Annotated in this window: 19 protein-coding genes; 6 read left to right on the top strand and 13 right to left on the bottom strand. The window is 66.9% G+C overall.

All coding sequences use genetic code 11. From position 1 onward, the window contains the following. The first annotated feature begins 275 nt into the window (after positions 1 to 275). The 6 genes from tkt to pgl are packed head-to-tail and all read left to right on the top strand — an operon-like array spanning position 276 to position 8,458. Positions 276 to 2,369, top strand: coding sequence for a transketolase (tkt, locus tag JWP54_RS06655; protein WP_297369167.1), 2,094 nt, complete (start codon positions 276 to 278; stop codon positions 2,367 to 2,369). Positions 2,370 to 2,414: 45 nt separating this feature from the next. Then, positions 2,415 to 3,530, top strand: coding sequence for a transaldolase (gene tal, locus JWP54_RS06650; protein WP_297369165.1), 1,116 nt, complete (start codon positions 2,415 to 2,417; stop codon positions 3,528 to 3,530). Then, positions 3,527 to 5,149 (top strand): glucose-6-phosphate isomerase, encoded by a 1,623-nt coding sequence (locus JWP54_RS06645; protein ID WP_297369162.1) that lies wholly within the window; start codon positions 3,527 to 3,529, stop codon positions 5,147 to 5,149. The genes tal and JWP54_RS06645 overlap by 4 nt, the downstream gene beginning before the upstream one ends. A 44-nt stretch (positions 5,150 to 5,193) precedes the next feature. Further along, positions 5,194 to 6,735, top strand: a complete 1,542-nt coding sequence (gene zwf / locus JWP54_RS06640) for a glucose-6-phosphate dehydrogenase (protein ID WP_297369160.1) — start codon at positions 5,194 to 5,196, stop codon at positions 6,733 to 6,735. Beyond that, entirely contained in the window at positions 6,732 to 7,691 is a 960-nt protein-coding gene (locus tag JWP54_RS06635; RefSeq protein WP_297369158.1) for a glucose-6-phosphate dehydrogenase assembly protein OpcA, read from the top strand. The genes zwf and JWP54_RS06635 overlap by 4 nt, the downstream gene beginning before the upstream one ends. Continuing rightward, the gene (pgl, locus tag JWP54_RS06630; protein WP_297369155.1) at positions 7,688 to 8,458 is read left to right on the top strand and encodes a 6-phosphogluconolactonase; all 771 of its coding nucleotides are present in this window, start codon (positions 7,688 to 7,690) and stop codon (positions 8,456 to 8,458) included. The genes JWP54_RS06635 and pgl overlap by 4 nt, the downstream gene beginning before the upstream one ends. Positions 8,459 to 8,554: 96 nt before the next feature. Here pgl and JWP54_RS06625 read toward each other — a convergent pair whose 3' ends face one another. From JWP54_RS06625 to rpsA, 13 genes are all read right to left on the bottom strand, one after another. Continuing rightward, positions 8,555 to 8,923, bottom strand: coding sequence for an RNA polymerase-binding protein RbpA (locus JWP54_RS06625; RefSeq protein ID WP_066595496.1), 369 nt, complete (start codon positions 8,921 to 8,923; stop codon positions 8,555 to 8,557). Positions 8,924 to 9,082: 159 nt separating this feature from the next. Further along, positions 9,083 to 9,334 (bottom strand): preprotein translocase subunit SecG, encoded by a 252-nt coding sequence (gene secG, locus JWP54_RS06620; RefSeq protein WP_066595498.1) that lies wholly within the window; start codon positions 9,332 to 9,334, stop codon positions 9,083 to 9,085. 115 nt (positions 9,335 to 9,449) lie between these two features. Further along, a complete protein-coding gene (gene tpiA / locus JWP54_RS06615) occupies positions 9,450 to 10,241 on the bottom strand; it encodes a triose-phosphate isomerase (protein ID WP_297369144.1) in 792 nt (263 codons plus the stop codon). Then, the gene (gene pgk / locus JWP54_RS06610) at positions 10,232 to 11,446 is read right to left on the bottom strand and encodes a phosphoglycerate kinase (protein ID WP_297369143.1); all 1,215 of its coding nucleotides are present in this window, start codon (positions 11,444 to 11,446) and stop codon (positions 10,232 to 10,234) included. The genes tpiA and pgk overlap by 10 nt, the downstream gene beginning before the upstream one ends. A 14-nt stretch (positions 11,447 to 11,460) precedes the next feature. Further along, positions 11,461 to 12,465 (bottom strand): type I glyceraldehyde-3-phosphate dehydrogenase, encoded by a 1,005-nt coding sequence (gene gap, locus JWP54_RS06605; RefSeq protein WP_297369139.1) that lies wholly within the window; start codon positions 12,463 to 12,465, stop codon positions 11,461 to 11,463. Between the two features lie 77 nt (positions 12,466 to 12,542). Further along, complete coding sequence (locus JWP54_RS06600; RefSeq protein WP_297369136.1) at positions 12,543 to 13,169, bottom strand: superoxide dismutase; 627 nt, start codon at positions 13,167 to 13,169, stop codon at positions 12,543 to 12,545. 119 nt (positions 13,170 to 13,288) lie between these two features. After that, positions 13,289 to 14,269, bottom strand: coding sequence for a DNA-binding protein WhiA (gene whiA / locus JWP54_RS06595; protein WP_297369133.1), 981 nt, complete (start codon positions 14,267 to 14,269; stop codon positions 13,289 to 13,291). Between the two features lie 56 nt (positions 14,270 to 14,325). After that, positions 14,326 to 15,201 carry an RNase adapter RapZ gene (rapZ, locus tag JWP54_RS06590; RefSeq protein WP_297369130.1) on the bottom strand — a complete coding sequence of 292 codons (876 nt, stop codon included), beginning with the start codon at positions 15,199 to 15,201 and terminating at the stop codon, positions 14,326 to 14,328. 60 nt (positions 15,202 to 15,261) lie between these two features. Further along, the gene (uvrC, locus tag JWP54_RS06585; protein WP_297369126.1) at positions 15,262 to 17,250 is read right to left on the bottom strand and encodes an excinuclease ABC subunit UvrC; all 1,989 of its coding nucleotides are present in this window, start codon (positions 17,248 to 17,250) and stop codon (positions 15,262 to 15,264) included. 13 nt (positions 17,251 to 17,263) lie between these two features. Beyond that, positions 17,264 to 20,134, bottom strand: a complete 2,871-nt coding sequence (gene uvrA, locus JWP54_RS06580; protein ID WP_297369123.1) for an excinuclease ABC subunit UvrA — start codon at positions 20,132 to 20,134, stop codon at positions 17,264 to 17,266. 182 nt (positions 20,135 to 20,316) lie between these two features. Further along, positions 20,317 to 22,380, bottom strand: a complete 2,064-nt coding sequence (uvrB, locus tag JWP54_RS06575) for an excinuclease ABC subunit UvrB (protein WP_297369120.1) — start codon at positions 22,378 to 22,380, stop codon at positions 20,317 to 20,319. Between the two features lie 9 nt (positions 22,381 to 22,389). Then, on the bottom strand, positions 22,390 to 23,031 hold the full coding sequence (gene coaE / locus JWP54_RS06570) for a dephospho-CoA kinase (RefSeq protein ID WP_297369115.1): 642 nt from the start codon (positions 23,029 to 23,031) through the stop codon (positions 22,390 to 22,392). A 96-nt stretch (positions 23,032 to 23,127) separates the two neighbouring features. Beyond that, positions 23,128 to 24,479, bottom strand: a 1,352-nt coding sequence (gene rpsA, locus JWP54_RS06565; RefSeq protein WP_297369111.1) for a 30S ribosomal protein S1, incomplete at its 5' end; no start/stop codon positions are given.

Raw genomic sequence — 24,479 nt, 5'->3', positions numbered from 1 at the left:
TTCGCATATTGCCGCAATTCTAGATCATTCTGCCACCTCTCACTCCCGGCCGGCCTCTGCGAGCGTGGCGCAATATCCGCGAAACAACGCCACCAAGCCGGGTTCCGTATACTGGAATCGCTCGCCAATCAAAGGGGCATGCATCCGTGAGCCATCTGATACGGGCCTCCTCCTGCGCACCTCGATGCCGATAACGACGTCGGCGGGCAATTACTCTCCAGCGGCGCGGAACAAACACGTGCCGCCTTTTGACGGATTATGAAGGGTCAGTTCACGTGGCAGCATTGCAGTGGGATTCCATCGACAACAAAGCGGTCGACACCGCTCGCATCCTCGCGGCTGACGCCGTGGAAAAGGTCGGGAACGGCCACCCGGGTACCGCCATGAGCCTCGCTCCGGCCGCGTACCTGCTGTTCCAGAAGGTCATGCGTCGTGATCCCGCCGACAACGAGTGGATCGGTCGCGACCGCTTCATCCTCTCGGTCGGTCACAGCTCACTCACCCAGTACGTGCAGTTGTACCTGGGCGGCTACGGCCTCGAGCTCGACGACCTCAAGGCCCTGCGCACCTGGGGCTCCAAGACCCCGGGCCACCCGGAGTACGGCCACACCGACGGCGTCGAGATCACCACCGGCCCGCTCGGCCAGGGCCTCGCGTCCGCCGTGGGCTTCGCCTACGCCTCCCGCTTCGAGCGCGGCCTGTTCGACCCCGAGGCCGAGGCGGGCACCAGCCCGTTCGACCAGTTCGTGTACGTCATCGCCGGCGACGGCGACCTGCAGGAGGGCATCACCTCCGAGGCTTCCTCGCTCGCCGGACACCAGCAGCTCGGCAACCTGATCGCGATCTACGACTCCAACCAGATCTCGATCGAGGACGACACCAACATCGCGTTCACGGAGGATGTCGCCGCCCGCTACGACGCCTATCACTGGCACGTGCAGACCGTGGACTGGAAGAAGACCGGCGAGTACGTCGAGGACGTCGCCGCGCTCAACGACGCCATCGAAGCGGCTCAGAAGGTCACCGACAAGCCGTCGCTGATCATCCTCAAGACCATCATCGGCTGGCCCAGCCCGAAGAAGCAGAACACCGGCAAGATCCACGGCTCCGCCCTGGGCGCCGAGGAACTCGCCGGCGTGAAGGAGATCCTCGGGTTCGATCCCGAGAAGACCTTTGAGGTGTCCGACGAGGTCATCACCCACACCCGCAAGGCCCTCGACCGTGGCGCGGAGCAGCACGCCGAATGGACCGTGCGCTTCGACGCATGGGCCGCCGCCAACCCCGAGCGCAAGGTCCTGCTCGACCGCATCCTCTCCGGCGACCTGCCCGACGGCGTCGACGAGGCCCTGCCCGTCTTCCCGGCCGGCACCGAAGTGTCCACCCGGGCGTCCTCCGGCAAGGTGCTCACCGCACTCGGCCAGGTCATCCCCGAGCTGTGGGGCGGCTCGGCCGACCTCGCCGAGTCGAACAACACCACCATCGGCGGTGCGGCCTCGTTCATCCCGAGCGAGCACTCCACCGGCGAGTGGACCGGGAACTCGTACGGCCGCGTCCTGCACTTCGGCATCCGCGAACACGCTATGGCCGCGATCCTCAACGGCATCGTCCTGCACGGCAACACCCGCCCGTTCGGCGGAACGTTCCTGATCTTCAGCGACTACATGCGTCCCGCCGTCCGGCTGGCCGCCCTGATGAAGGCACCGTCGATCTTCGTCTGGACGCACGACTCGGTCGCCCTCGGCGAGGACGGCCCCACCCACCAGCCCATCGAGCAGCTCGCGACCCTGCGGGCCATCCCCGGACTCGACGTGGTGCGCCCCGGCGACGCCAACGAGGTCTCCTGGGCCTGGAAGACGATCCTCGAGCGTCGCAACGGCCCGGCCGGCATCGTGCTGACCCGCCAGAACATCCCCGTGTTCGAGCGCGGCGACGGCGAAGCGTCCGGCGAGACCTTCGCCTCGGCCCAGAACGTCGCAAAGGGCGCATACGTGCTCGCCGAGGCTCCGAACGGCACCCCCGACGTGATCCTTCTCGCCACCGGCTCCGAGGTGCAGCTTGCCGTCGCCGCCCGCGAAGCCCTCAAGGCGGATGGCGTCAACGCTCGCGTTGTCTCCGTTCCGAGCCTGGAGTGGTTCGAAGAACAGTCCGCCGAATACCGCGAGTCGGTTCTGCCCAGGGCGATCACCGCCCGGGTATCGGTTGAGGCCGGAATCGCGTTGACCTGGACTAAGTACGTCGGCGACCGCGGCCGCAGCGTCTCGATCGAACACTTCGGTGCGTCGGCCGACTACAAGACCCTGTTCCGCGAATTCGGCATCACCACCGAAGCCGTGGTAACCGCCGCCAAAGAATCCCTCGCCGCGCTCTGAGCGCGACATCCCTAGCAGAGCAGCATTCAAGGAGATTTGATTTTCATGACTGAAACCACCACCCCCACCGCGGCCCTCTCGGCCGCCGGCGTCAGCATCTGGCTCGACGACCTGTCCCGCCAGCGCATCCAGTCCGGCGGACTGGAGACCCTCATCGCGGAAAAGAACGTCGTCGGCGTCACCACGAACCCGACGATCTTCGCGGGCGCCCTGAGCAAGGGCGAGGCCTACGCCTCCCAGGTGGCCACCCTGGCCGCCGCCGGCACCAACGTCACCGACGCGGTGTTCGAGATCACCACGGATGACGTCGCCGCTGCCTGCGACATCTTCCGCCCGATCTACGACGCCACCAACGGCTTCGACGGCCGCGTCTCCATCGAGGTCGAGCCCGCCGCCGCTCACGACGCGGAGAAGACCCTCGCCGAGGCGCAGCAGCTGTGGAAGAAGGTCAACCGCCCCAACGCGATGATCAAGATCCCCGCGACCATCGAGGGCCTCGAAGCCATCACGGAGACCATCGCGCTGGGTATCAGCGTCAACGTCACCCTGATCTTCAGCCTTGAGCGCTACCGTGCGGTCATCAACGCGTACCTCAGCGGACTCGAGAAGGCCAAGGCGGCCGGCATCGACCTGTCCACGATCCACTCCGTCGCCTCGTTCTTCGTGTCGCGCGTGGACACCGAGATCGACAAGCGCCTGGCGGCCGTCGGCACCGACGAGGCCCTCGCCCTGCAGAGCAAGGCCGGCGTCGCCAACGCCCAGCTGGCCTACCAGGTCTTCGAGCAGTCCTTCGCGTCCGAGCGGGCCGCCGGCCTGCTCGGCGCCGGCGCCAACAAGCAGCGGCCGCTCTGGGCATCCACCGGCGTCAAGTCGGCCGACCTGCCCGACACCCTCTACGTGACCGAACTGGTCGCCCCCGAGGTCGTCAACACCATGCCGGAGAAGACTCTCGAGGCCACCTTCGACCACGGTGTCATCGTTGAGGGCGCCGTCACCGGCGCCTACGACGCGGCGAACGTGGTACTGGACGCCATCGCCGCGCAGGGTGTCTCCTACGACGACGTGACCCGGGTCCTCGAAGAGGAAGGCGTGTCGAAGTTCATCGTCTCCTGGAACGAACTGCTCGACACGGTGACCGCCGCACTCGAAGCCGCCAAGTGAGTTTTAGGATCTCGGTGAGCGGCGCGGCGGCCGAGGCCGTCCGCGCCGCCCTGCCGGCCCTCGTCGACGACCTCGTCGCGTCGGGCATCACCTCCCTCGACCCCGCGCTGTGGGGCCCCGAGGCTGAGGGTGAGGCGGGCAAGCGGTTGGGCTGGACGGAGTCAGTCGTCCGGTCCCGACCGCTCGTTGCCGAGATCCTCGCACTGCGCGAGGAACTGCGGGCCAAGGGCGTTGACCACATCGCTCTGGCCGGCATGGGCGGCTCGTCGCTGGCGCCGGAGGTCATCACGCTCACCACCGGTGTCGACCTCACGGTCCTCGACGCCACCGAGCCCGGCCAGGTCCTGGCCGCGCTGGGCGACCGCCTGGAGTCGACCGCGCTTGTGGTGTCGTCGAAGTCGGGCGGCACCGTCGAGACGGACAGCCAGCGCCGGGTCTTCGAACGCGCCTTCCGTGCGATCGGCATCGACCCCGCTGACCGCATCATCGTGGTCACCGATCCGGGTTCGCCGCTCGAGGCATCCGCCACCGAGGCGGGCTACCGGGTGTTCACCGCCGACCCGACCGTTGGCGGGCGCTTCTCCGCGCTCACCGCGTTCGGACTGGTACCGTCGGGCCTGGCCGGCATCGACATCGGCCAGCTCCTCGACGAGGCCGATGCGGTCTCCCTGGCCCTGGCGGTCGACTCCGAGGACAACCCCGGGCTCATCCTGGGCGCGGCCATCGCTGCGACCAGTCCCCGCCGCGGCAAACTGGCCATCGTCGCAGACGGCACCCACATCGTGGGACTGGCCGACTGGGCCGAACAGCTCATCGCGGAGTCGACAGGAAAGATCGGCACCGGTATCCTGCCCGTCGTCCTCGACCTGGCTGCTCCCGAGCTGACGGCGGCCCTGGCCGACGTGCAGATCGTGCGTGTTGTGGCCGACGCCGGCGATGAGGTCTTCGCCGCCCATGACGGTGTGGATGAGAACGGTGCAGGCGAGATCCGCGTCAGCGGAACCCTCGGCGCACAGTTCCTGGTCTGGGAGTACGCGACGGTCGTCGCCGGCCGGCTGCTGGGGATCAACCCGTTCGACCAGCCCGATGTCGAGTCCGCCAAGATCGCCACCCGCGGCCTGCTGGATTCCCGCCCCGAGCCCGAACCGGCCGCGTTCATTTCTGCCGGCATCGAAGTACGTGGCACGCCGCACGTGATCGGTGCCGCCAGCGACCTCGCCAGCGCCGTTGACGCGCTGCTGGAAGAACTCGGCCCCGATGGGTATGTGGCCGTGCAGGCCTATGTCAACCGGCTTGCGCTCCCCCAGCTCGCCGAACTGCGTGGCTTGATCGCCACGCTGTCCGGACGCCCGGTCACGTTCGGTTGGGGACCCCGGTTCCTGCATTCGACCGGACAGTTCCACAAAGGTGGCACGCCCAACGGCGTGTTCCTGCAGGTCCTCAGCACCCCCGCCGAGGACCTCGACATCCCGGGCCGCCCGTTCACGTTCGGTGAACTCATCCAGGCCCAGGCCGGTGGAGACGCCAGCGTCCTCTCCGACCACGGTCGCCCGGTCCTCACCCTCACGCTGACCGACCCGGCTGCGAACATCAGCACCCTGTTCGCCGCAGTCCGGTAAGTCGCACCTTCTTGTCGTTTCGCCATCATCCTCTAAGGAGCTGCATGTCCCCGGTGGAAATCACCCCGGAGTTCAATCCGTTGCGTTCACCCTCCGACTATCGCCTGAACCGGATCGCAGGGCCCTCCAGCCTCGTCATCTTCGGCGTGACCGGAGACCTGTCGCGGAAGAAACTCATGCCCGCCGTCTATGACCTCGCCAACCGGGGACTGTTGCCGCCCGGTTTCGCCCTCGTCGGGTTCGCCCGCAGGGACTGGGACAACCAGGACTTCATGCAGGTCGTGCACGACTCCGTCAAGGAGTACGCGCGCACCGAATTCCACGAGGACGTCTGGGCCCAGCTGGCCGAGGGAATCCGGTTCGTGCCGGGAACCTTCGACGACGATGCCGCGTTCGAGCTCCTCAAGGAGACCATCGAGGAGCTGGACCGCGAGCGTGGCACCATGGGCAACCATGCGTTCTACCTGTCGATTCCGCCGAAGGCGTTCCCGCAGGTCACCGAGCAGCTGCGCCGTTCCGGACTGGCCGAGCAGAAGGACGGCCAGTGGCGCCGGGTCGTCATCGAGAAGCCGTTCGGCAGCGACCTGAAGACGGCCCGCGAGCTGAACGACGTCGTCGAGTCGGTCTTCCCGGCCGATTCCGTGTTCCGCATCGACCACTACCTGGGCAAGGAGACGGTGCAGAACATCCTGGCGCTGCGCTTCGCGAACCAGCTGTACGAACCGATCTGGAACGCCAACTACGTCGACCACGTGCAGATCACCATGGCCGAGGACATCGGCGTCGGCGGGCGAGCCGGGTATTACGACGGCATCGGCGCAGCCCGCGACGTCATCCAGAACCACCTGCTGCAGCTCCTGGCGCTCACCGCCATGGAGGAGCCCATCTCCTTCGATGCGGCCGACCTGCGCACCGAGAAGGAAAAGGTGCTCGCCTCGGTGCGGCTGCCAGAAGACCTGGCCACCGGTACCGCCCGTGGGCAGTACGCCGGCGGTTGGCAGGGTGGCGAGAAGATCCTCGGCTTCCTCGAAGAGGACGGCATGAACCCGGAGTCGCTGACGGAGACGTACGCGGCCCTGCGCCTGGAGATCGATACCCGGCGCTGGTCGGGCGTGCCGTTCTACCTGCGCGCCGGTAAACGCCTGGGCCGCCGGGTGACCGAGATCGCCGTGGTCTTCAAGCGGGCACCGCAGTACCTGTTCGAGAAGAGCCAGACGGCCGCCCTCGGTGAGAACGCGCTCGTGATCCGGGTCCAGCCCGACGAAGGCGTCACCATCCGGTTCGGCTCGAAGGTCCCCGGCGTCGGTATGCAGGTGCGCGACGTGACCATGGACTTCGGTTACGGCCACGCCTTCACCGAGGCTAGCCCCGAAGCCTACGAGCGACTGATCCTGGACGTGCTGCTGGGCGACCCGCCGCTCTTCCCCCGCCACGAGGAAGTCGAACTCTCGTGGAAGATTCTTGACCCCATCGAGGAATTCTGGGCCACCCAGGGCCAGCCGGAACAGTACCGGCCGGGCACCTGGGGACCCGCATCAGCCGACGAACTGCTGTCACGCGACGGCCGGAACTGGAGACGCCCATGATCGTCGATCTGCCGGACACCACCACGGCGAAGATTTCCAAGGCACTGGTCCGCATCCGGGAAGAGGGCGGCGCGGTCGCCCTCGGCCGGGTGCTCACCCTCATCATCGCCGCCGAACTCGGGCACGAGGAAGAAGCCATCGAAGCCGCGAACGATGCGTCCCGTGAGCACCCGATGCGGGTCATCGTGCTGTCCACCGAGGCCGCCGACGCCGCCGAGTGCGCACCGCGCGTCGACGCGGAGATCCGCGTCGGCGGAGACGCCGGAGCGAGCGAGGTCATCGTGCTTCGCGCCTACGGGGACGCCGCCAGCGACCCGGAAAGCCTCGTCACCGGCCTGTTGCTGCCGGACGCTCCCGTCGTGGCGTGGTGGCCCGGTGAGGCGCCTGAGGTGCCCGCAGAGTCGCCGCTGGGCCGGATCGCCTACCGGCGCATCACCGACGCGTCGGCGCAGGCAGACCCGCAGGCGGCCCTCACGCAGATCTGCTCCTCCTACCGCCCGGGTGACACCGACTTCGCCTGGACCCGGCTCACCCTGTGGCGGGCCCAGCTCGCCGCCGTCCTGGACCAGCCGCCGTACGAGTCCATCACCGCGGTGTCCGTCACCGGCGCGCTGGACTCCCCCTCCACCACCCTGCTGGCCGCCTGGCTGCAGCTGGCGCTGCAGGTACCGGTGCACTACGAACTCACCTCTGGGGAGAACTCGAACGGCATCCACGGCGTGCATCTCACCCGTGCGTCCGGGGTGATCTCGCTCGAGCGCGAGGTACCCGGCATCGCCACGCTCACCCAGTCCGGTCAGCCGGTGCAGGACCTCACGCTCAAGCGCCGCAGCCTGCGGGATTGCCTGAGCGACGAGCTGCGCCGCCTGGACCCCGACGAGCTGTACGGCGAGGTCATCACCAAGGGACTCCCCCAGCTGGCCGGTCCCGCCGCGACGGACGGAGCGGGCTCATGACCCACGACAGGCGCGTGCTGGTCCATGACGACAAGGCGGCCCTGTTCGCCTCGGTGGCCTCCCGGTTCATTACCAAGATGGCCGACATCCTGCACGAACAGGGGCACGCCCACGTGGTCCTGTCCGGCGGCGAAGCCGGCACCGCGGTGCTGGAAGCAGTCAACGCGTCGCCCGAGCGCGACAGCCTGAACTGGGCGAAGATCGATCTCTGGTGGGGTGACGAGCGCTGGGTGCCCCGCGGACACGCGGACCGGAACGAGGTCCAGGCCCGGGCGGCCCTGCTGGACCACATCGATATCCCCGCGGCGAATGTGCACGCCTTCCCCGCCTCCGATGCGGGCCTGGACATCGACGCTGCCGCGGACCGGTACGCGGCTGAGCTGAAGTCGATGGCGGCTCCGGTATCCCTGATCCCCCAGTTCGACCTCACGTTCCTCGGCGTCGGCCGGGACGGCCACATCGCGTCCCTGTTCCCGCACCTGCAGGGCATCCGGGAGAACGACCTCACCGTCATCGGGGTGCTCAACTCGCCTAAGCCCCCCGCCGAGCGGATCAGCCTGACCCGTTGGGTGCTGAACTCGTCCGAGCGCATCTGGCTTGTCGTGTCCGGCACCGACAAGGCCTCGGCCCTCGGCCTGGCCCTGGCCGGGGCCAGCCGTGACGAGGTCCCCGTCGCGGGCATCCGCGGGCGTCACTACACCGACTTCTTCGTCGACGGTGAGGCCGCTGCCGAGGTTCCGGAGAACCTGATCGCGTCACCGCAGTAGACTCGCGTCCGAGTGTCGCCCTGAGCGACAAAAAAAAGCGCATCGGTTCCTCGGAACCGATGCGCTTGTCTTCTGCGTCCCGCAGGACGCGAGGAGTCAGTTGGTGGCGCTGAGCTTTCCGCGACGAACGCGGAGCTGCTGCAGGGCTTCCTCGAGGAGTGACTCTGCCTCTTCCTCGGTGCGGCGCTCCTTCACATAGGCGAGGTGCGTCTTGTACGGCTCGAGCTTGACCACCGACGGCGGGTTCTCCTTGTCACGGCCGGCTGGGAGGCCGGACGACGGGCAGTCGATCGTGTCGGGGATTTCTTCGTCGGGCAGGTTCGCGGCAAAGTAGCGAACGGTTTCGTTGCCGAGCGCATCCCAGTAGGACACCCGGATTCGATCGGCGTGAAAACCACGGTCCTGCTCGCCCATGGGGCCGGCTCCGACTCGCGATCCGCGAATTGCGCTTCCACCAGATGCCATTGTGTTCCTCCGCTAAAACTGTTCGGCTAGTTCGGGTTGTTCCACTCATGTCCGGTACCGCCGTGGGAACCGGGTGCGACGAGGTCGCGAGTCTGGTGCAAGAAGTAGCGGCGGGTTACCGGTTGTGCGGGATGCGACAACCTTGGCCCGACGCCACGATCAGGCCCCTGTGTCGAATTTAGTGATCAGGCCCAGCACGACGATGCAGGAGATCCACAATACGGCCAGGATGATCGTGATGCGGTTGAGGTTACGTTCGGCGACGCCGGAAGCGCCGAGGTTCGAGGTGACACCGCCGCCGAACATGTCCGACAGCCCGCCACCGCGCCCCTTGTGTAACAGAATGAGCATGGTGAGCAGGAGGCTCGTAATACCGAGCAGGACCTGCAACACAACCTGGAGAATCTCCACGCGAAACCTTTCACAAAACGATGGGCGCTAGAGCTCCACCAAGACCACTGGCAATTATAGCCTGACGGCAGACGAAACCCGCCGCGCCCCCCGGGAGGGGCACGACGGGTGAACGCTACAGTCCGACGTGCTTCTGGAAGCGGACGATGCTGGAGAACTCGGCGATGTCCAGGCTGGCACCACCGACGAGCGCACCGTCGACGTTCGGCTCCTTCATGAAGCCGGCGATGTTGACGCCCTTGACCGAGCCACCGTAGAGGACGCGGGTCTTGTCCGCGACGTCCTGGCCGAGGACCTCAGCCAGCGTCAGGCGCAGCTGGGCCGCGACCTGCTCGGCCTGCTCGGGAGTCGCCGCCTGTCCGGAGCCGATGGCCCAGACCGGCTCGTATGCCACCACGATGTCCGCAGCCGCGTCGACTCCGGCCAGTGCGGCCTTCAGCTGAGCGACCGGAACGGCGCTCGGGCCGTGCAGCTCCAGGTCTGCGGCGGTCTCGCCGACGCAGATGATCGGAACCAGGTTGTGCTTCAGCGCTGCTGCCACCTTGGCGGCGACGACCTCGTCGGTCTCGTTGTGCAGCGTGCGCCGCTCGGAGTGTCCGATGAGCACGTACTTACACTCCAACGCGGCCAGGAATGCAGCCGAGATCTCGCCGGTGTACGCGCCGGACTCCTGGGTGGAGACATCCTGGCCGCCGTAGGCCAGGGGCAGCTTGTCCGCGGCCACCAGGGTCTGAACGCTGCGCAGGTCGGTGAACGGCGGGAAGACGGCGACCTCGGTCGTGCTGAAGTCGTGGCCGGCGTCCTTGAGGCTCCAGGCCAGCTTCTGCACGAAGGCGATGGCCTGGAGGTGGTCCAGGTTCATCTTCCAGTTGCCTGCGATCAGTGGAACACGCGTGTTCACTGCCATCCGAGGACCTCCAGTCCTGGCAGTCGCTTGCCCTCGAGGAACTCGAGGCTGGCGCCACCGCCGGTAGAAATATGACCGAACTGGTCATCGTTGAAACCGAGGATGCGCACGGCCGCGGCGGAGTCTCCTCCGCCGACGACGCTGAGTCCATTGACCTCGGTGAGTGCGGCGGCGACCGTACGGGTGCCGTCCGCGAAGGGTGCTAGCTCGAACACGCCCATCGGGCCGTTCCAGAACACGGTCTTCGAGTCCCGGATGATGGCGGCGAACGCCGCCGCCGTGTCCGGCCCGATGTCCAGGCCCAGTCCGGCAGCGCCGAACGGGGTGTCTTCGATCTGATCGGCCGGCGTCGTGACGTACTCGGCGTCCGCCCCGAACTTGGAAGCGACGACCACGTCGGTCGGCAGCACGATCTTCACGCCGAGACGGTCGGCCTCGGCGAGGTACCCGCGCACGGTGTCGATCTGGTCGGCCTCGAGCAGGCTGGCGCCGACCTTGTGGCCCTGGGCCGCGAGGAAGGTGAACAGCATGCCGCCACCGATCAGGAGCGAGTTCACCCGCGGAAGCAGGTGGCCGATGACGCCGAGCTTGTCCGACACCTTCGAGCCGCCGAGGATCACCGTGTACGGCGCCTCCGGCTTCTCGGTGAGGCGGTCGAGCACGTCGAGCTCGGCTGCAATGAGCAGGCCGGCGGTGCTGGGCAGGATCTGCGCCAGGTCGTAGACGCTGGCCTGCTTGCGGTGCACGACACCGAAACCGTCCGACACGAGGGCATCGCCCAGCGCCGACAGTTCGGTGGCGAAAGCGACCCGCTCCGCGTCGACCTTGCTGGTTTCCCCGGCGTTGAAGCGGAGGTTCTCCAGCACGACGATGTCGCCGTCGGTCAGGGCCGCAACCGCGGCCTGGGCTGCCTCGCCGACGGTGTCGGCGGCGAAGGCCACCGGGGCACCGATCAGCTCGGCCAGCCGAGCCGCAACGGGCGCCAGGCTGTACTTCGGGTTGACCTGGCCGTCAGGGCGCCCGAGGTGAGAAACGATCACCAGACGGGCACCCTGTTCGACCAGGGCCTTGAGGGTAGGCAGGGACGCCCGCACACGGCCATCGTCGGTGATCTGGCCGTCCTTCAACGGAACGTTCAGATCACACCGAACGATGACGCGTTTGCCGTGGAGCGATCCCAGGGATTCGATTGTGCGAAGCGTCACTGCGGATCCCCCTGTTAGATGCGCTCGGCGACGAACTCGGTGAGGTCAACCATGCGGTTGGAGTAGCCCCACTCGTTGTCGTACCAGGAGGACAGCTTGACCTGGTCGCCCAGGACGCGCAGCAGGCCGGCGTCGAAGATCGAGGAGTGCGGGTCGGTCACGATGTCGCTGGAGACGATCTCGTCCTCGGTGTACATCAGGATGCCCTTGAGGGGGCCCTCTGCTGCAGCCTTGTACGCGGCCTTGATGGCTTCGACGGTGACCGGCTTCTCCGCGACGACGGTGAGGTCGGTGATCGAGCCGGTGGGCACGGGTACGCGCAGTGCGAAGCCGTCAAGCTTGCCGGCGAGCTCCGGGAGGACGATGCCCAGGGCCTTGGCGGCGCCGGTCGAGGTCGGGATGATGTTCAGGGCGGCGGCGCGGGCGCGACGCAGGTCGCTGTGCGGGCCATCCTGCAGGTTCTGGTCTGCGGTGTACGCGTGGATGGTGGTCATCAGGCCGCTTTTGATGCCGAAGTTGTCGTTGAAGACCTTGGCCAGCGGTGCGAGGCAGTTCGTGGTGCAGGATGCGTTCGAGATGATGTCGAACTTCGCGGAGTCGTACGTGTCCTCGTTGACGCCCATGACGATCGTCGCAACGTCGCCGGTGGCGGGAGCGGAGACGATGACCTTCTTGGCACCGGCGGTGATGTGCTTGCGCGCATCGTCGGCCTTGGTGAAGCGACCGGTGGACTCGATCACGATGTCGACGCCCAGGGTGCCCCAGGGGAGGTTGGCCGGGTCGCGCTCGGCGAGGACCTTGATGGGCTTGCCGTTGACGAGGATGGAATCGCCCTCGACGGTGACGGTGGCGTCCAGGCGGCCCGTGATCGAGTCGTATTTGAGGAGGTGCGCGAGGGTCTTCGTGTCGGTGAGGTCGTTGACGGCGACGATCTCGATGTCGCTGCCCTGGGCCAGTGCGGCGCGCAGGTAGTTGCGGCCGATGCGGCCAAATCCGTTGATGCCAATCTTTACAGACAAAATAGCTCCTGTTATTGATGACGCGTGTGGCGCCGGGGTGGTGGGAAAGAAAAAACCGAAAGTGGAGGTGGGGAGCTCTAGGAGAGCAGCAGCAGGCCGCTGGTCTTCTCCCGGGCGGCGACGAAACGCGCCTGGACGTTCTCCCAGTCGACGATCTTCCAGAACGCCGTGACGTAGTCGGCGCGCACGTTCTGGTAGTCCAGGTAGTAGGCGTGCTCCCAGACATCGAGCATGAGGATCGGTACGGTGCCGGCCGCGAAGTTGGCCTGCTGGTCGAAGAACTGCTGGATGATCAGGCGCTGCCCGATGGAGTCCCAGGCCAGGACGGACCAGCCGGAACCCTGCACGCCCAGCGCGGTGGCAGCGAAGTGTGCCTGGAACTTGTCGAAGGAGCCGAAGAAGTCGTCGATCGCGCTGGCGAGTTCACCGACGGGCTTGTCGCCACCGTTCGGGGACATGTTCGTCCAGAAGATCGAGTGGTTCACGTGGCCGCCGAGGTTGAACGCGAGGTCCTTCTCGAGCTTGTTGACATACACCAGGCTGCCCGAGTCCCGGGCCTCTGCCAGCTGGGCGAGCGCGGTGTTCGCTCCGGTCACGTAAGCCTGGTGGTGCTTGCTGTGGTGGAGTTCCATGATGGTGCCGCTGATGCTCGGCGCGAGCGCCGAGTAGTCGTAAGCCAGTTCAGGCAGGGTGTAATCGGCCATAGCTCGTATCTCCTCATTTATGTGGCAGGGACGCGATTTCTCGCGCCAACTGCACTGTAAGTGACCTTTTTAGTCTACTCAGGTGCAGGGGGGACGTTGGTCCCCCGGCACCGGGCAGCTCAGACGTCGTCGAGGTCGGCGGGCAGGTTCGCGTCGGTGCCGGGGATGCCGAGGTCGACGGCTTTTTTGTCCGCCATGGCGAGCAGCCGGCGGATGCGGCCGGCGACGGCGTCCTTCGTCATGGGCGGGTCGGCGTGGTGACCGAGTTCGTCGAGGCTGGAGTCGCGGAAGGACAGCCGCAGCTCCCCCGCGTACCGGAGGTGCTGCGGGATGTCATCGCCGAGGATCTCCATGGCCCGGTCGACCCGCGCGCAGGCGGCGACGGCGGCCTGCGCGGAGCGGCGCAGGTTGGCGTCGTCGAAGTTGACCAGCCGGTTGGCCGTCGCCCGGACCTCCCGGCGCTGACGCAGGGCCTCCCAGTTCAGGACCGTCTCCTGGGCGCCCATTTGCACGAGCATGGCGCCGATGGCGTCACCGTCCCGGATCACCACGCGGTGGACGCCGCGGACTTCGCGTGCCTTCGCGACGATGCCGAGGCGGCCGGCCGCGCCGACGATGGCCATGGCCGCTTCGTTGCCCGGGCAGACGACCTCGAGGGCGGCGGACCGGCCGGGGTCGGTGAGCGAGCCGGTGGCAAGGAAGGCGCCGCGCCAGACGGCGGCGATCTCTTCCTTTGAGCCCGTGGTCAGTCGGTTGGGCAGGCCGCGGATGGGTCGGCGGCGGGCGTCGAGCAGACCGGTCTGCCGGGCCAGGGTTTCACCGCCGTCGAGCACCCGGACGAGGTAGTGGTTGGTGCGGCGGAGACCGGACGCCGTGATCACGGTCACGTCGCTGCGTACGCCGTAGAGCTCAGCGAGGTCCTTGCGGACCCGCCGGGCCAGGAGTGCGGTGTCCAGCTCGGACTCGATGGCGATCCGTCCGGAGATCATGTGGAGGCCGCCGGAGAAACGCAGGATCGTCGCCAGTTCGGCCGCGCGGACCGTGGTCTTGGAGACCTCGACGCGAGCTAGTTCATCCTTGACGTCGATGGTGAGTGCCAATCGTTCTATCCATTCTGTTGTTCACGGCCGGCCGTCTGTGTGACGGCGGCCTGTCGTTATTCTCGTCCGAGGTCGCGGTGCTTGAGGCTCACCGCGACGCCGGGAAATTCCTGGAGGAGCCTGGCCAGTTCCCTGGCCATGGCGACGGAGCGATGCTTGCCGCCCGTGCAGCCGATGGCGATGGTGGCGTGGCGTTTGTTCTCCCGCTGGTAACCGGCGAGCACGGGCTTGACAGCGGTGGCGTAGCTGTCGATGAACTCGCGCGCGCCTTCCTGGCCGAGCACGTACTCGCTGACCTCCGGGTCGAGGCCGGTGTGCGGACGGAGATCCGGGATCCAGAACGGGTTCGGCAGGAACCGGGCGTCGGCGACCATGTCGACGTCGGTGGGAAGGCCGTACTTGAAGCCGAAGCTCATCACCGTGAGGTGCAGGCCGGCCGCGTTCTCCGCCGCGAAGCGTTCGGTGATGGTGGTGGCCAGCTGGTGGATGTTGAGGTCTGAGGTGTCGATGACGATGTCGCAGGATTCCCTGACCACCGCCAGACGGGTGCGTTCGGCACTGATCCCGTCGAGGATGGTTCCCTCACCCTGAAGCGGGTGCGGTCGGCGGACGGCCTCGAACCGGCGCACGAGCACGTCGTCCCTGGCCTCCAGGAAGATCACCCGCACCTGGGTGCCGGTGCGGAGGGCCTGCACGAGTTCCTGGAAGTCGCCGAAGAAGTCGCGGCCGCGGATATCCACGACGGCGGCGATCTTGGGCAGGCTGGTGCCGGCCCGGCCGACGAGTTCGACCAGGGGGCGGAGCATCTGCGGCGGCAGGTTGTCGACGACGTACCAGCCCAGGTCCTCCAGCGCGTTGGCCACGGTGGAGCGCCCGGCGCCGGACATGCCCGTGACGATGAGCATCTCCTGCTTCTCGGTCTCCGTGCTCATACTGGATTATGCCTTCGGTCGACGTGAGTGAATGTCCAGCTTATCGACCGGGGGCCCGGTTCAGGCGCGCAGGTGCCGGTGGATGCCCTCGGCGAGGGCAGGTCCGATGCCGCGGATCTCGGCGATCGAGTCGACCGACGCTTCCCGCAGCCGGGTCACCGAGCCGAAGTGCTGCAGCAGCACCTTGATGCGGGCAGGCCCCAGGCCGGGGATTTCTCCCAGGATCGTGTTGATATCACGCTTCCGCCTGGCTCGCTGGTGGGTGATCGCGAATCGGTGCGCCTCGTCCCGGATGCGTTGGATCAGGAACAGGGCGTCGCTGTTGCGCGGCAGGATGACGGGATAGTCGGAATCCGGCAACCAGATCTCCTCCAGCCGCTTCGCGATGCCGCACAGCGTGATGCCTTCGACACCGGATTCCCGCAGCGCCCGGGCGGCGGCCGCGACCTGCGGCTGACCTCCGTCCACGATCAGCAGGTTGGGCTGGTACCGGAACTTCTTGCGCTTCGCCGCGACCTCCGGGGTGTCCGATTCGCCCGCTGCCCCACCGTCGGCGCCCGGGGCGGCTTCGGCCAGATCCTCACCGTCGCCGACGAGCAGGTCGGCGGTGGCGTCGGCCGGCACGGGAATGACACCGCTCTTGGGCAGGGCTTCGGGGGTGGCGTCATCCGGCACCAGGTAGGCCAGCCGCCGGGTGAGCACCCGGTACAGCGAATCGGTGTCGTCGGTGGACTCCGGCACGCCGAAGCGACGGTACTCGTCTTTGCGCGGCAGACCGTCCTCGAAGACCACCATGGACGCGACGATGTTGGTGCCGCCCAGGTGGGAGACGTCGTAGCATTCCATCCGCAACGGCGCCGAATCCATGCCCAGGGCCTCCTGCAGGTCCTCAAGGGCCTTCGACCTGGCCACGAAGTCCGAGCTCCGCCGGGTCTTGTACAACATCAGCGCCTGCTTGGCGTTCTGGGTGGCCGTCGTCAGCAGCGCCGCCTTCTCGCCGCGCTGGGCGGCGACGAGCCGGACCTTGCGGTGTGCGATCTCGCCCAGCCAGCCCTCCAGCGCGTCGGCATCGTCCGGCAGCTCGGGCAGCACGATCTCCCGCGGCGGCACGGCGTCGCCGGTGTAGGCGGTCTGCATGATCGAATCGACCAGTTCGCTCATGCTCAGGTCGAGTTCCTTGTCGACGACCCAGCCGCGCACACCGCGGATACGGCCGCCGCGCACGATGAACAGCTGCACGGCCGCGGCGAGCTCGTCCTGTTCGATTCCGAACAAGTCGATGTCGACGTTGTCGCGCAGTACCACCGCGCTCTTCTCCAGCACGGCGTTGAGCGCCTTGACCTGGTCGCGGCGGCGGGCGGCCGTCTCGTAGTCCTGGGCGAGGGCGGCGTCCTTCATCTGGGCGGTGAGGCTGTTGATCAGCTTGCGGTCCTGGCTGCCCATGAAGTTCACGAACTCGTTGACGATCGCGCGGTGCTCTTCGATGCCGACCTTGCCGGAGCACGGACCGAAGCAGCGGCCAATCTGACCGGCGAAGCAGGGCTTGCCGGACTGCATGGCTCGTTTGTAATTGGCGTTGTTGCAGGTGCGGATCGGGAAGGCCTTGAGCATCAGGTCGATGGTCTCGTGCACCGCCCAGACCTTGGGGTACGGGCCGAAGTACCGGGCGCCCTTGATGCCGGTGGTGCGGGTGACCAGCGCCCGGGGGGCCTCGTCGCCGAGGGTGACCGCCAGGTACGGGTAGGACTTGTCGTCCTTGAACTGCACATTGAACGGCGGGTCGAACTCGTTGATCCAGGTCCACTCGAGCTGCAGCGCTTCCACCTCGGTGCCGACCGTCGTCCATTCGACGCTGGTCGCGGTGGTCACCATCCGCCGGGTGCGGTCGTGCAGGCTGCTCAGCGGGGCGAAATAATTGCTCAGTCGGGCTCGCAGGTTCTTGGCCTTGCCGACGTACAGCACCCGGCGGGAGGCGTCGCGGAACCGGTATACCCCGGGTTCGGTGGGGATCTCCCCCGGCTTCGGGCGATAGCTCAACGCATCAGACATGTTCTTCCTTCGCCTACCGCGCGGCGAGGACCTCCTTCAGGAACATTCCGGTGTGGCTCTTCTTCACGCCGGCGACGTGTTCAGGAGTGCCGGTGGCGAGTACTTTACCGCCGCCGGAGCCGCCCTCAGGCCCGAGGTCGATGACCCAGTCGGCGGACTTGATGACGTCGAGGTTGTGCTCGATCACGATGACGGTGTTGCCCTTGTCGACGAGGCTGTTGAGCACCAGCAGGAGCTTCCGCACGTCTTCGAAGTGCAGGCCGGTGGTCGGTTCGTCGAGCACGTAGACACTGCGACCGTTGGACCGGCGCTGCAGCTCGGTGGCGAGCTTGACCCGCTGGGCTTCGCCGCCGGAGAGGGTGGTGGCGCTCTGGCCCAGGCGCACGTAGCCCAGGCCCACCTCGACGAGGGTCTTCAGGAACCGGTGGATGGAGGAGATCGGTTCGAAGAACTCGGCCGCTTCGCTGATGGGCATGTCGAGGACTTCGGCGATGTTCTTGCCCTTGTAGTGCACGGTGAGGGTGTCGCGGTTGTAGCGCGCTCCCCCGCAGGCCTCACAGGCCACGTATACGTCGGGTAGGAAGTTCATTTCGATCTTGATGGTGCCGTCACCGGAGCACGCCTCGCAGCGGCCGCCCTTGACGTTGAAGCTGAACCGGCCCGGCAGGTAACCGCGGGCCTTGGCCTCCATGGTCTCGGCGAACAGGGTGCGGATCTTGTCGAACACCCCGGTGTAGGTGGCGGGGTTGGAGCGCGGGGTTCGGCCGATCGGGGCCTGGTCGACGTGGATGACCTTGTCGAGCTGGTCGAGGCCGGTGACCTTGGTGTGCCGGCCGGGCAGCTTGCGGGCGCCGTTGAGCCGGTTGGCGAGCACCCGGTAGAGCACGTCGTTGACCAGGGAGGACTTGCCGGAGCCGCTCACGCCCGTGACGGCCGTGAAGACGCCCAGCGGGAACTTGACGGTGACCTTCTGCAGGTTGTTCGCCTCGGCGCCGACGACGGTGATCTCCCGTTCGGGGTCCAGCGGCCGCCGGGTCTCGGGGGTGGCGATCGATTTGCGGCCGGAGAGGTAGTCGCTGGTGAGCGACTCCGTGTTGGTGAGCAGGTCGGCGTAGGAACCGGAGTGCACGACGTGGCCGCCGTTCACACCCGCGCCGGGTCCGATGTCGACGACCCAGTCCGCGGTCTTGATGGTGTCCTCGTCGTGTTCGACGACGATGAGGGTGTTGCCCAGGTCGCGGAGGGCCACGAGGGTTTCGATCAGGCGCCGGTTGTCCCGCTGGTGCAGGCCGATGCTGGGCTCGTCGAGCACGTACAGCACACCGGTGAGTCCGGAGCCGATCTGGGTGGCCAGGCGGATGCGCTGTGCCTCACCGCCCGACAGGCTCCCGGCGGCGCGCGCGAGGCTGAGGTAGTTCAGGCCGACCTGGAGCAGGAAGTCCAGGCGCACCGTGATCTCGCGCAACACCTGGGCGGCGATGGTCTTCTCACGGTCGGTCAGCTCGAGCTTGTCCATGAACGAACGGGCATCGGCCAGGCTCAGCTGGCAGATGTCGGCGATGCTCTTCTCGTGCACGAGGACGGCGAGAACCTCCGGCTTGAGCCGGCTGCCCTCGCAGACGGGGCAGGCGACCTCGCGCAGGTACTCGCCCCAGCGCTGCCGCTGGGAATCGGTGTCGGCCTGCAGGAACTGGCGCTCGATGTAGGGAACCACGCCCTCGAAGCCCGAGGTGTAGCTCATCTCCCGGCCGTATCGGTTCTTCCACTTCACCTTGACCTCGAAGTTGTCGCCGCGCATGACGGCGGTGCGCACCTCATCGCTGAGTTTCTTCCACGGGGTGGTGAGCTTGAACTTGAGGTCGCGGGCCAGGCCGTCCAGCAGCTTCTCGTAGTACTGGAAGAGGCCCTTGCCCTGGGTGGTCCAGGGCAGCACGACGCCCTCGGCGATGCTGAGGTCGGGGTCGCCGAGCAGCAGGTCCTCGTCGACCGACATGCGGGTGCCCAGGCCAGAGCACTCGGGGCAGGCGCCGAACGGGGCGTTGAACGAGAAGGTGCGCGGCTCGATCTCGGTGAGCTGCACCGGGTGGTTGTTCGGGCAGGACAGCTTCTCGGAGTAGCTCTGCCAGGCGTCGTCACCCTCGAGGTCCACGTAATTGACCTGGACGAGGCCATCCGTCAGCTTGAGCGCGGTCTCGAGGGAGTCGGTGAGGCGGCTGAGCAGGTCGGGGCCGGCAACGAGACGGTCGACGACGACGGAGATGTCGTGTTTGACCTGCTTTTTGAGCACTGGTGGTTCGTTGAGCTGGATCTGGGTGCCGTCGACCATGGCCCGGGAGTAGCCGGAGGCGGCGAGCTCCTTGAAGAGGTCGACGAACTCGCCCTTCTTCTGCGACACGATGGGGCTGAGAATCTGGTACCGGACCCCCGCTTCCATTTCCATCAACTGGTCGGCGATCTGCTGCACGGTCTGCGACTGGATGATCTCACCGCAGATGGCGCAGTGCGGCACGCCGATACGCGCCCAGAGCAGGCGCATGTAGTCGTAGATCTCGGTGATGGTGCCCACCGTGGAGCGCGGGTTGCGATTGGTGGACTTCTGGTCGATCGACACCGCGGGGCTCAGGCCCTCGATGAAGTCGACGTCGGGCCGGTCCACCTGGCCGAGGAACTGCCGGGCATACGCCGACAGCGACTCCACGTAGCGCCGTTGGCCCTCCGCGAAGATGGTATCGAAGGCGAGCGAAGACTTGCCCGACCCGGATAACCCCGTGAACACCACGAGCGAATCGCGCGGGATGTCCAGGTTGACGTTGTGCAGGTTATGCACGCGAGCACCACGGACGCTGAGTTGAGAGCCGTGCTCTACCTCTGAAATTGACACCATTCGAGTCTATGCAGTGCCACCGACGCTCCAGCGCCACCGGCGTGCCCCTGGCGGTCGCTGACAGCGAACGCCGGCGCACCGCGTCTCGCCGGGCGGTGCAACCGGCCGGGCAGTCTGGCCAACTCAGATGCTCACCAGCTCAGATGCTCACCAGCTCGGATGCTCACCAGCTCGGATGCCAACTAACTCAGATGACCGGCCTTCTCCATTTGGCGCAGCTCCCGCTTGAGTTCGGACACTTCGTCGCGGAGCCGCCCGGCCAGTTCGAACTTGAGTTCGCCGGCGGCTTCGAGCATCTGGGCGTTGAGGTCCGAGATGATCGATTCGAGGTCGTTGGCCCCGTTGGCCGCGAGACCCTTCCGCATCGACGGGGTGGGGCTGCGGCGCCGGGCGTCGCGGCCGGCGAGCAGCTCGGCGGTGTCGGCCTCCTCGCGGGCGAGGACGTCGGTGATGTCGGCGATGCGCTTCCGCAGCGGGGTGGGATCGATGCCGTTCGCAATGTTGTATTCCACCTGCTTCTCGCGCCGGCGGTCGGTCTCGTCGATGGCCCTGGCCATCGAATCGGTGATCCGGTCGGCGTACATGTGCACCTCGCCGGACACGTTCCGGGCGGCACGGCCGATGGTCTGGATGAGCGAGGTCGACGACCGCAGGAAGCCTTCCTTGTCGGCATCGAGGATGGCCACCAGGGACACCTCGGGCAGGTCGAGGCCCTCCCGGAGCAGGTTGATGCCCACCAGCACGTCGTAGAGGCCCTGGCGCAGCTCGGTGAGCAGCTCCACCCGGCGCAGGGTGTCGACGTCGGAGTGCAGGTAGCGCACCCGCACGCCCGCCTCGGTGAGGAAGTCGGTGAGTTCCTCTGCCATCTTCTTGGTGAGGGTGGTCACGAGGACGCGTTCGTTGAGTTCGACGCGCTGGCGGATCTGCTCGAGCAGGTCGTCGATCTGGCCCGCGGACGGCTTGACGATGATCTGCGGGTCGATCAGACCGGTCGGGCGGATGATCTGCTCGACGATGCCGTCGGCGATGCCCATCTCGTACTTGCCGGGGGTGGCGGAGAGGTACACCGTCTGGCCCACGCGGTCCTTGAACTCGTTCCAGCGCAACGGCCGGTTGTCCAGGGCGCTGGGCAGCCGGAAGCCGTGCTCGACGAGGGTGCGCTTCCGGGATGAGTCGCCCTCGTACATGGCGCCGATCTGCGGCACCGTGACGTGCGATTCGTCGATGACGACCAGGAAGTCGTCGGGGAAGTAGTCCAGGAGGCAGTGCCCCGGCTCCCCCGCGCTTCGGCCGTCGATGTGGCGGGAGTAGTTCTCGATGCCGGAGCAGAAGCCGATCTGTTCCATCATCTCCAGGTCGAAGGAGGTACGCATCCGCAGGCGTTGGGCCTCGAGCAGTTTGCCCTCGCGCTCCAACTGGCCCAGCCGCTCGGCCAGTTCCTCCTGGATCGTGACCATGGCGCGCTGCATGACGTCGGTGCTGGCCACGTAGTGGGAGCCGGGGAACACCGACACCGCGTCGAGCTTGCGCACGACGTCGCCGGTGAGCGGATGCAGGCTGTACAGCGCCTCGATCTCGTCGCCGAACATCTCGATGCGGATGGCGAGTTCCTCGTACATCGGGATGATTTCGATGGTGTCACCGCGCACCCGGAAGTGGCCGCGGGAGAAGTCGATGTCGTTGCGCTGGTACTGCATCGCCACGAACTTGCGGATCAGAGCGTCCCGGTCCACCTTCTGGCCGACCTGCAGCGCCACCATGGCCTCGAGGTAGCCTTCCGGGGTGCCGAGCCCGTAGATGCAGGACACCGTGGAGACCACGATGACGTCCCGGCGGCTGAGCAGCGAGTTGGTGGTGGAGTGGCGGAGCCGTTCCACTTCCTCGTTGATCGAGGAGTCCTTCTCGATGAAGGTGTCGGTCTGCGGTACGTACGCTTCCGGCTGGTAGTAGTCGTAGTAGGAGACGAAGTACTCGACCGCGTTGTTGGGCATCAGCTCACGGAATTCGTTGACGAGCTGCGCGGCGAGGGTCTTGTTGTGGGCGAGGACCAGCGTGGGTCGCTGCACCTGCTCGATCAGCCAGGCGGTGGTGGCTGACTTGCCGGTGCCGGTGGCGCCCAGCAGCACGATGTCGGTCTCGCCGGCGTTGATCCGGCCGGTGAGCTCGGCGATCGCGGCCGGCTGGTCACCGCTGGGGGTGTACTCGCTCACGACCTCGAACGGGTGAACGGCGCGGGTAGGTTCCATGCTTCCAGTCTAAGGAACGCCACCGACACCGGAGTCGGAGTGGGCGCCCCGGGAGGTGCGGAGCCGGTCCGCCCAGAGCCGGTCGACCTGGCCCAGGGCGTCTTCGAGGGACCCCTCCGAGTCGATCACGACGTCGGCGACGGCGAGGCGGTCGGCGTCGGGCGCCTGGGAGCCGATCCGCTTGCGGGCATCCGCCTCCGGCATGCCGCGGAGCTCCACCATGCGCCGGACCCGGGTCTCGGCGTCGGCGTGTACGACCACGATCAGGTCGAACGGGTGCCCGACGGAGGCCTCGACCAGGAGGGGGACGTCGTAGACGACGACCACATCCGGGTCCGCCTCCTCCGCCGCGGCGATGGCGGCGGACGAGAGCGCCCGCACGGCGGGATGCACGACGTTGTTGAGCACGCTGAGGGCGGTGGGGTTGCCGAACACGATCGCGCCCAGGCGGGAACGGTCGAGACTGCCGTCCTCGGCGAGGACGTCGGGGCCGAAGATTTCGCCGATGTGCGCGAGCGCATCCGTGCCCGGCGCCACGGCGGCCCGGGCCAGCTGGTCGGCGTCGATCACCACGGCTCCGTGTTCGGCGAATCGCTTCGCCACCGTGCTCTTCCCCGATGCGATCCCGCCGGTCAACCCAATCAAGTACACGGCCCCATGCTAACGGCTGGGCGCCGGTTAACCAGCACAGGCCGGACCCCGAAGGGTCCGGCCTGTGTGGGTCCCGGCAGGGCCGGGAAGGTGATGCTAGTTGCTGCTGGACAGCTTCTCGCGCAGGGCGGCAAGCGCCTCGTCGTCCGCGAGGGTGCCGGCGCCGGCGGTCTCAGAAGAGAACGTGTTGCCAGCGGCGGACGCGACATCGCCGGGGGCGATGATCTCGTCGTTCGCGGAAGCAACCTGCTTCTTGTGAGCTTCCCAGCGAGCCTGGGCGGCAGCGTAGTCCTGCTCCCACTTCTCGCGCTGGGTCTCGAAGCCCTCGCGCCACTCGTTGGTCTCCGGGTCGAAGCCTTCGGGGTACTTGTAGTTGCCCTGGTCGTCGTACTCGGTGAGCATCCCGTAGAGTGCCGGGTCGAACTCGGTGCCCTCGGGGTCGACACCATCGTTGGCCTGCTTGAGGCTCAGCGAGATGCGGCGACGCTCCAGGTCGATGTCGATGACCTTGACGAAGACCTCGTCGCCGACCGAGACAACCTGCTCGGCGAGCTCGACGTGCTTGCCCGAGAGCTCGGAGATGTGAACGAGTCCCTCGATGCCCTCGGCGACGCGAACGAACGCGCCGAACGGAACGAGCTTCGTGACCTTACCCGGTGCGACCTGGCCGATGGCGTGGGTGCGGGCGAAGACCTGCCACGGGTCTTCCTGGGTGGCCTTGAGCGACAGCGAGACGCGCTCGCGGTCCAGGTCCACCTCGAGGATCTCGACGGTGACTTCCTGGCCAACCTCGACGACCTCGCTGGCGTGCTCGATGTGCTTCCAGCTGAGTTCGGAGACGTGAACCAGACCGTCAACGCCACCCAGGTCGACGAACGCACCGAAGTTGACGATCGACGACACGACACCCTTGCGAACCTGACCCTTGTGCAGGTTGTTCAGGAAGGTCGAACGGCTCTCGGACTGCGTCTGCTCGAGCAGGGCGCGGCGCGACAGGACGACGTTGTTGCGGTTCTTGTCGAGCTCGAGGATCTTGGCCTCGATCTCCTGGCCGAGGTACGGCGTGAGGTCGCGAACACGGCGAAGCTCGATGAGCGATGCCGGAAGGAAGCCACGAAGTCCGATGTCGACGATAAGTCCACCCTTGACGACCTCGATGACCGAACCGGTCACGACGCCATCGGTTTCCTTGATCTTCTCAACGTCGCCCCACGCACGCTCGTACTGTGCGCGCGTCTTGGACAGGATGAGGCTGACTTCTTTGTATTCCTTCTGGAGGACGAGGGCTTCAACCATGTCGCCGACCTGAACAACTTCGCTCGGGTCAACGTCGTGCTTGATGGAAAGTTCGCGTGAGGGAATGACACCCTCGGTCTTGTAGCCGACATCGAGGAGAACCTCGTCGCGATCGATCTTGACGACGGTACCCTCGATGAGGTCTCCGTCGT

The sequence above is a fragment of the Cryobacterium sp. genome (assembly GCF_025463825.1).
In the GTDB taxonomy this organism is placed as follows: domain Bacteria; phylum Actinomycetota; class Actinomycetes; order Actinomycetales; family Microbacteriaceae; genus Cryobacterium.
This window is presented reverse-complemented; position numbering and strand designations above follow the sequence as displayed.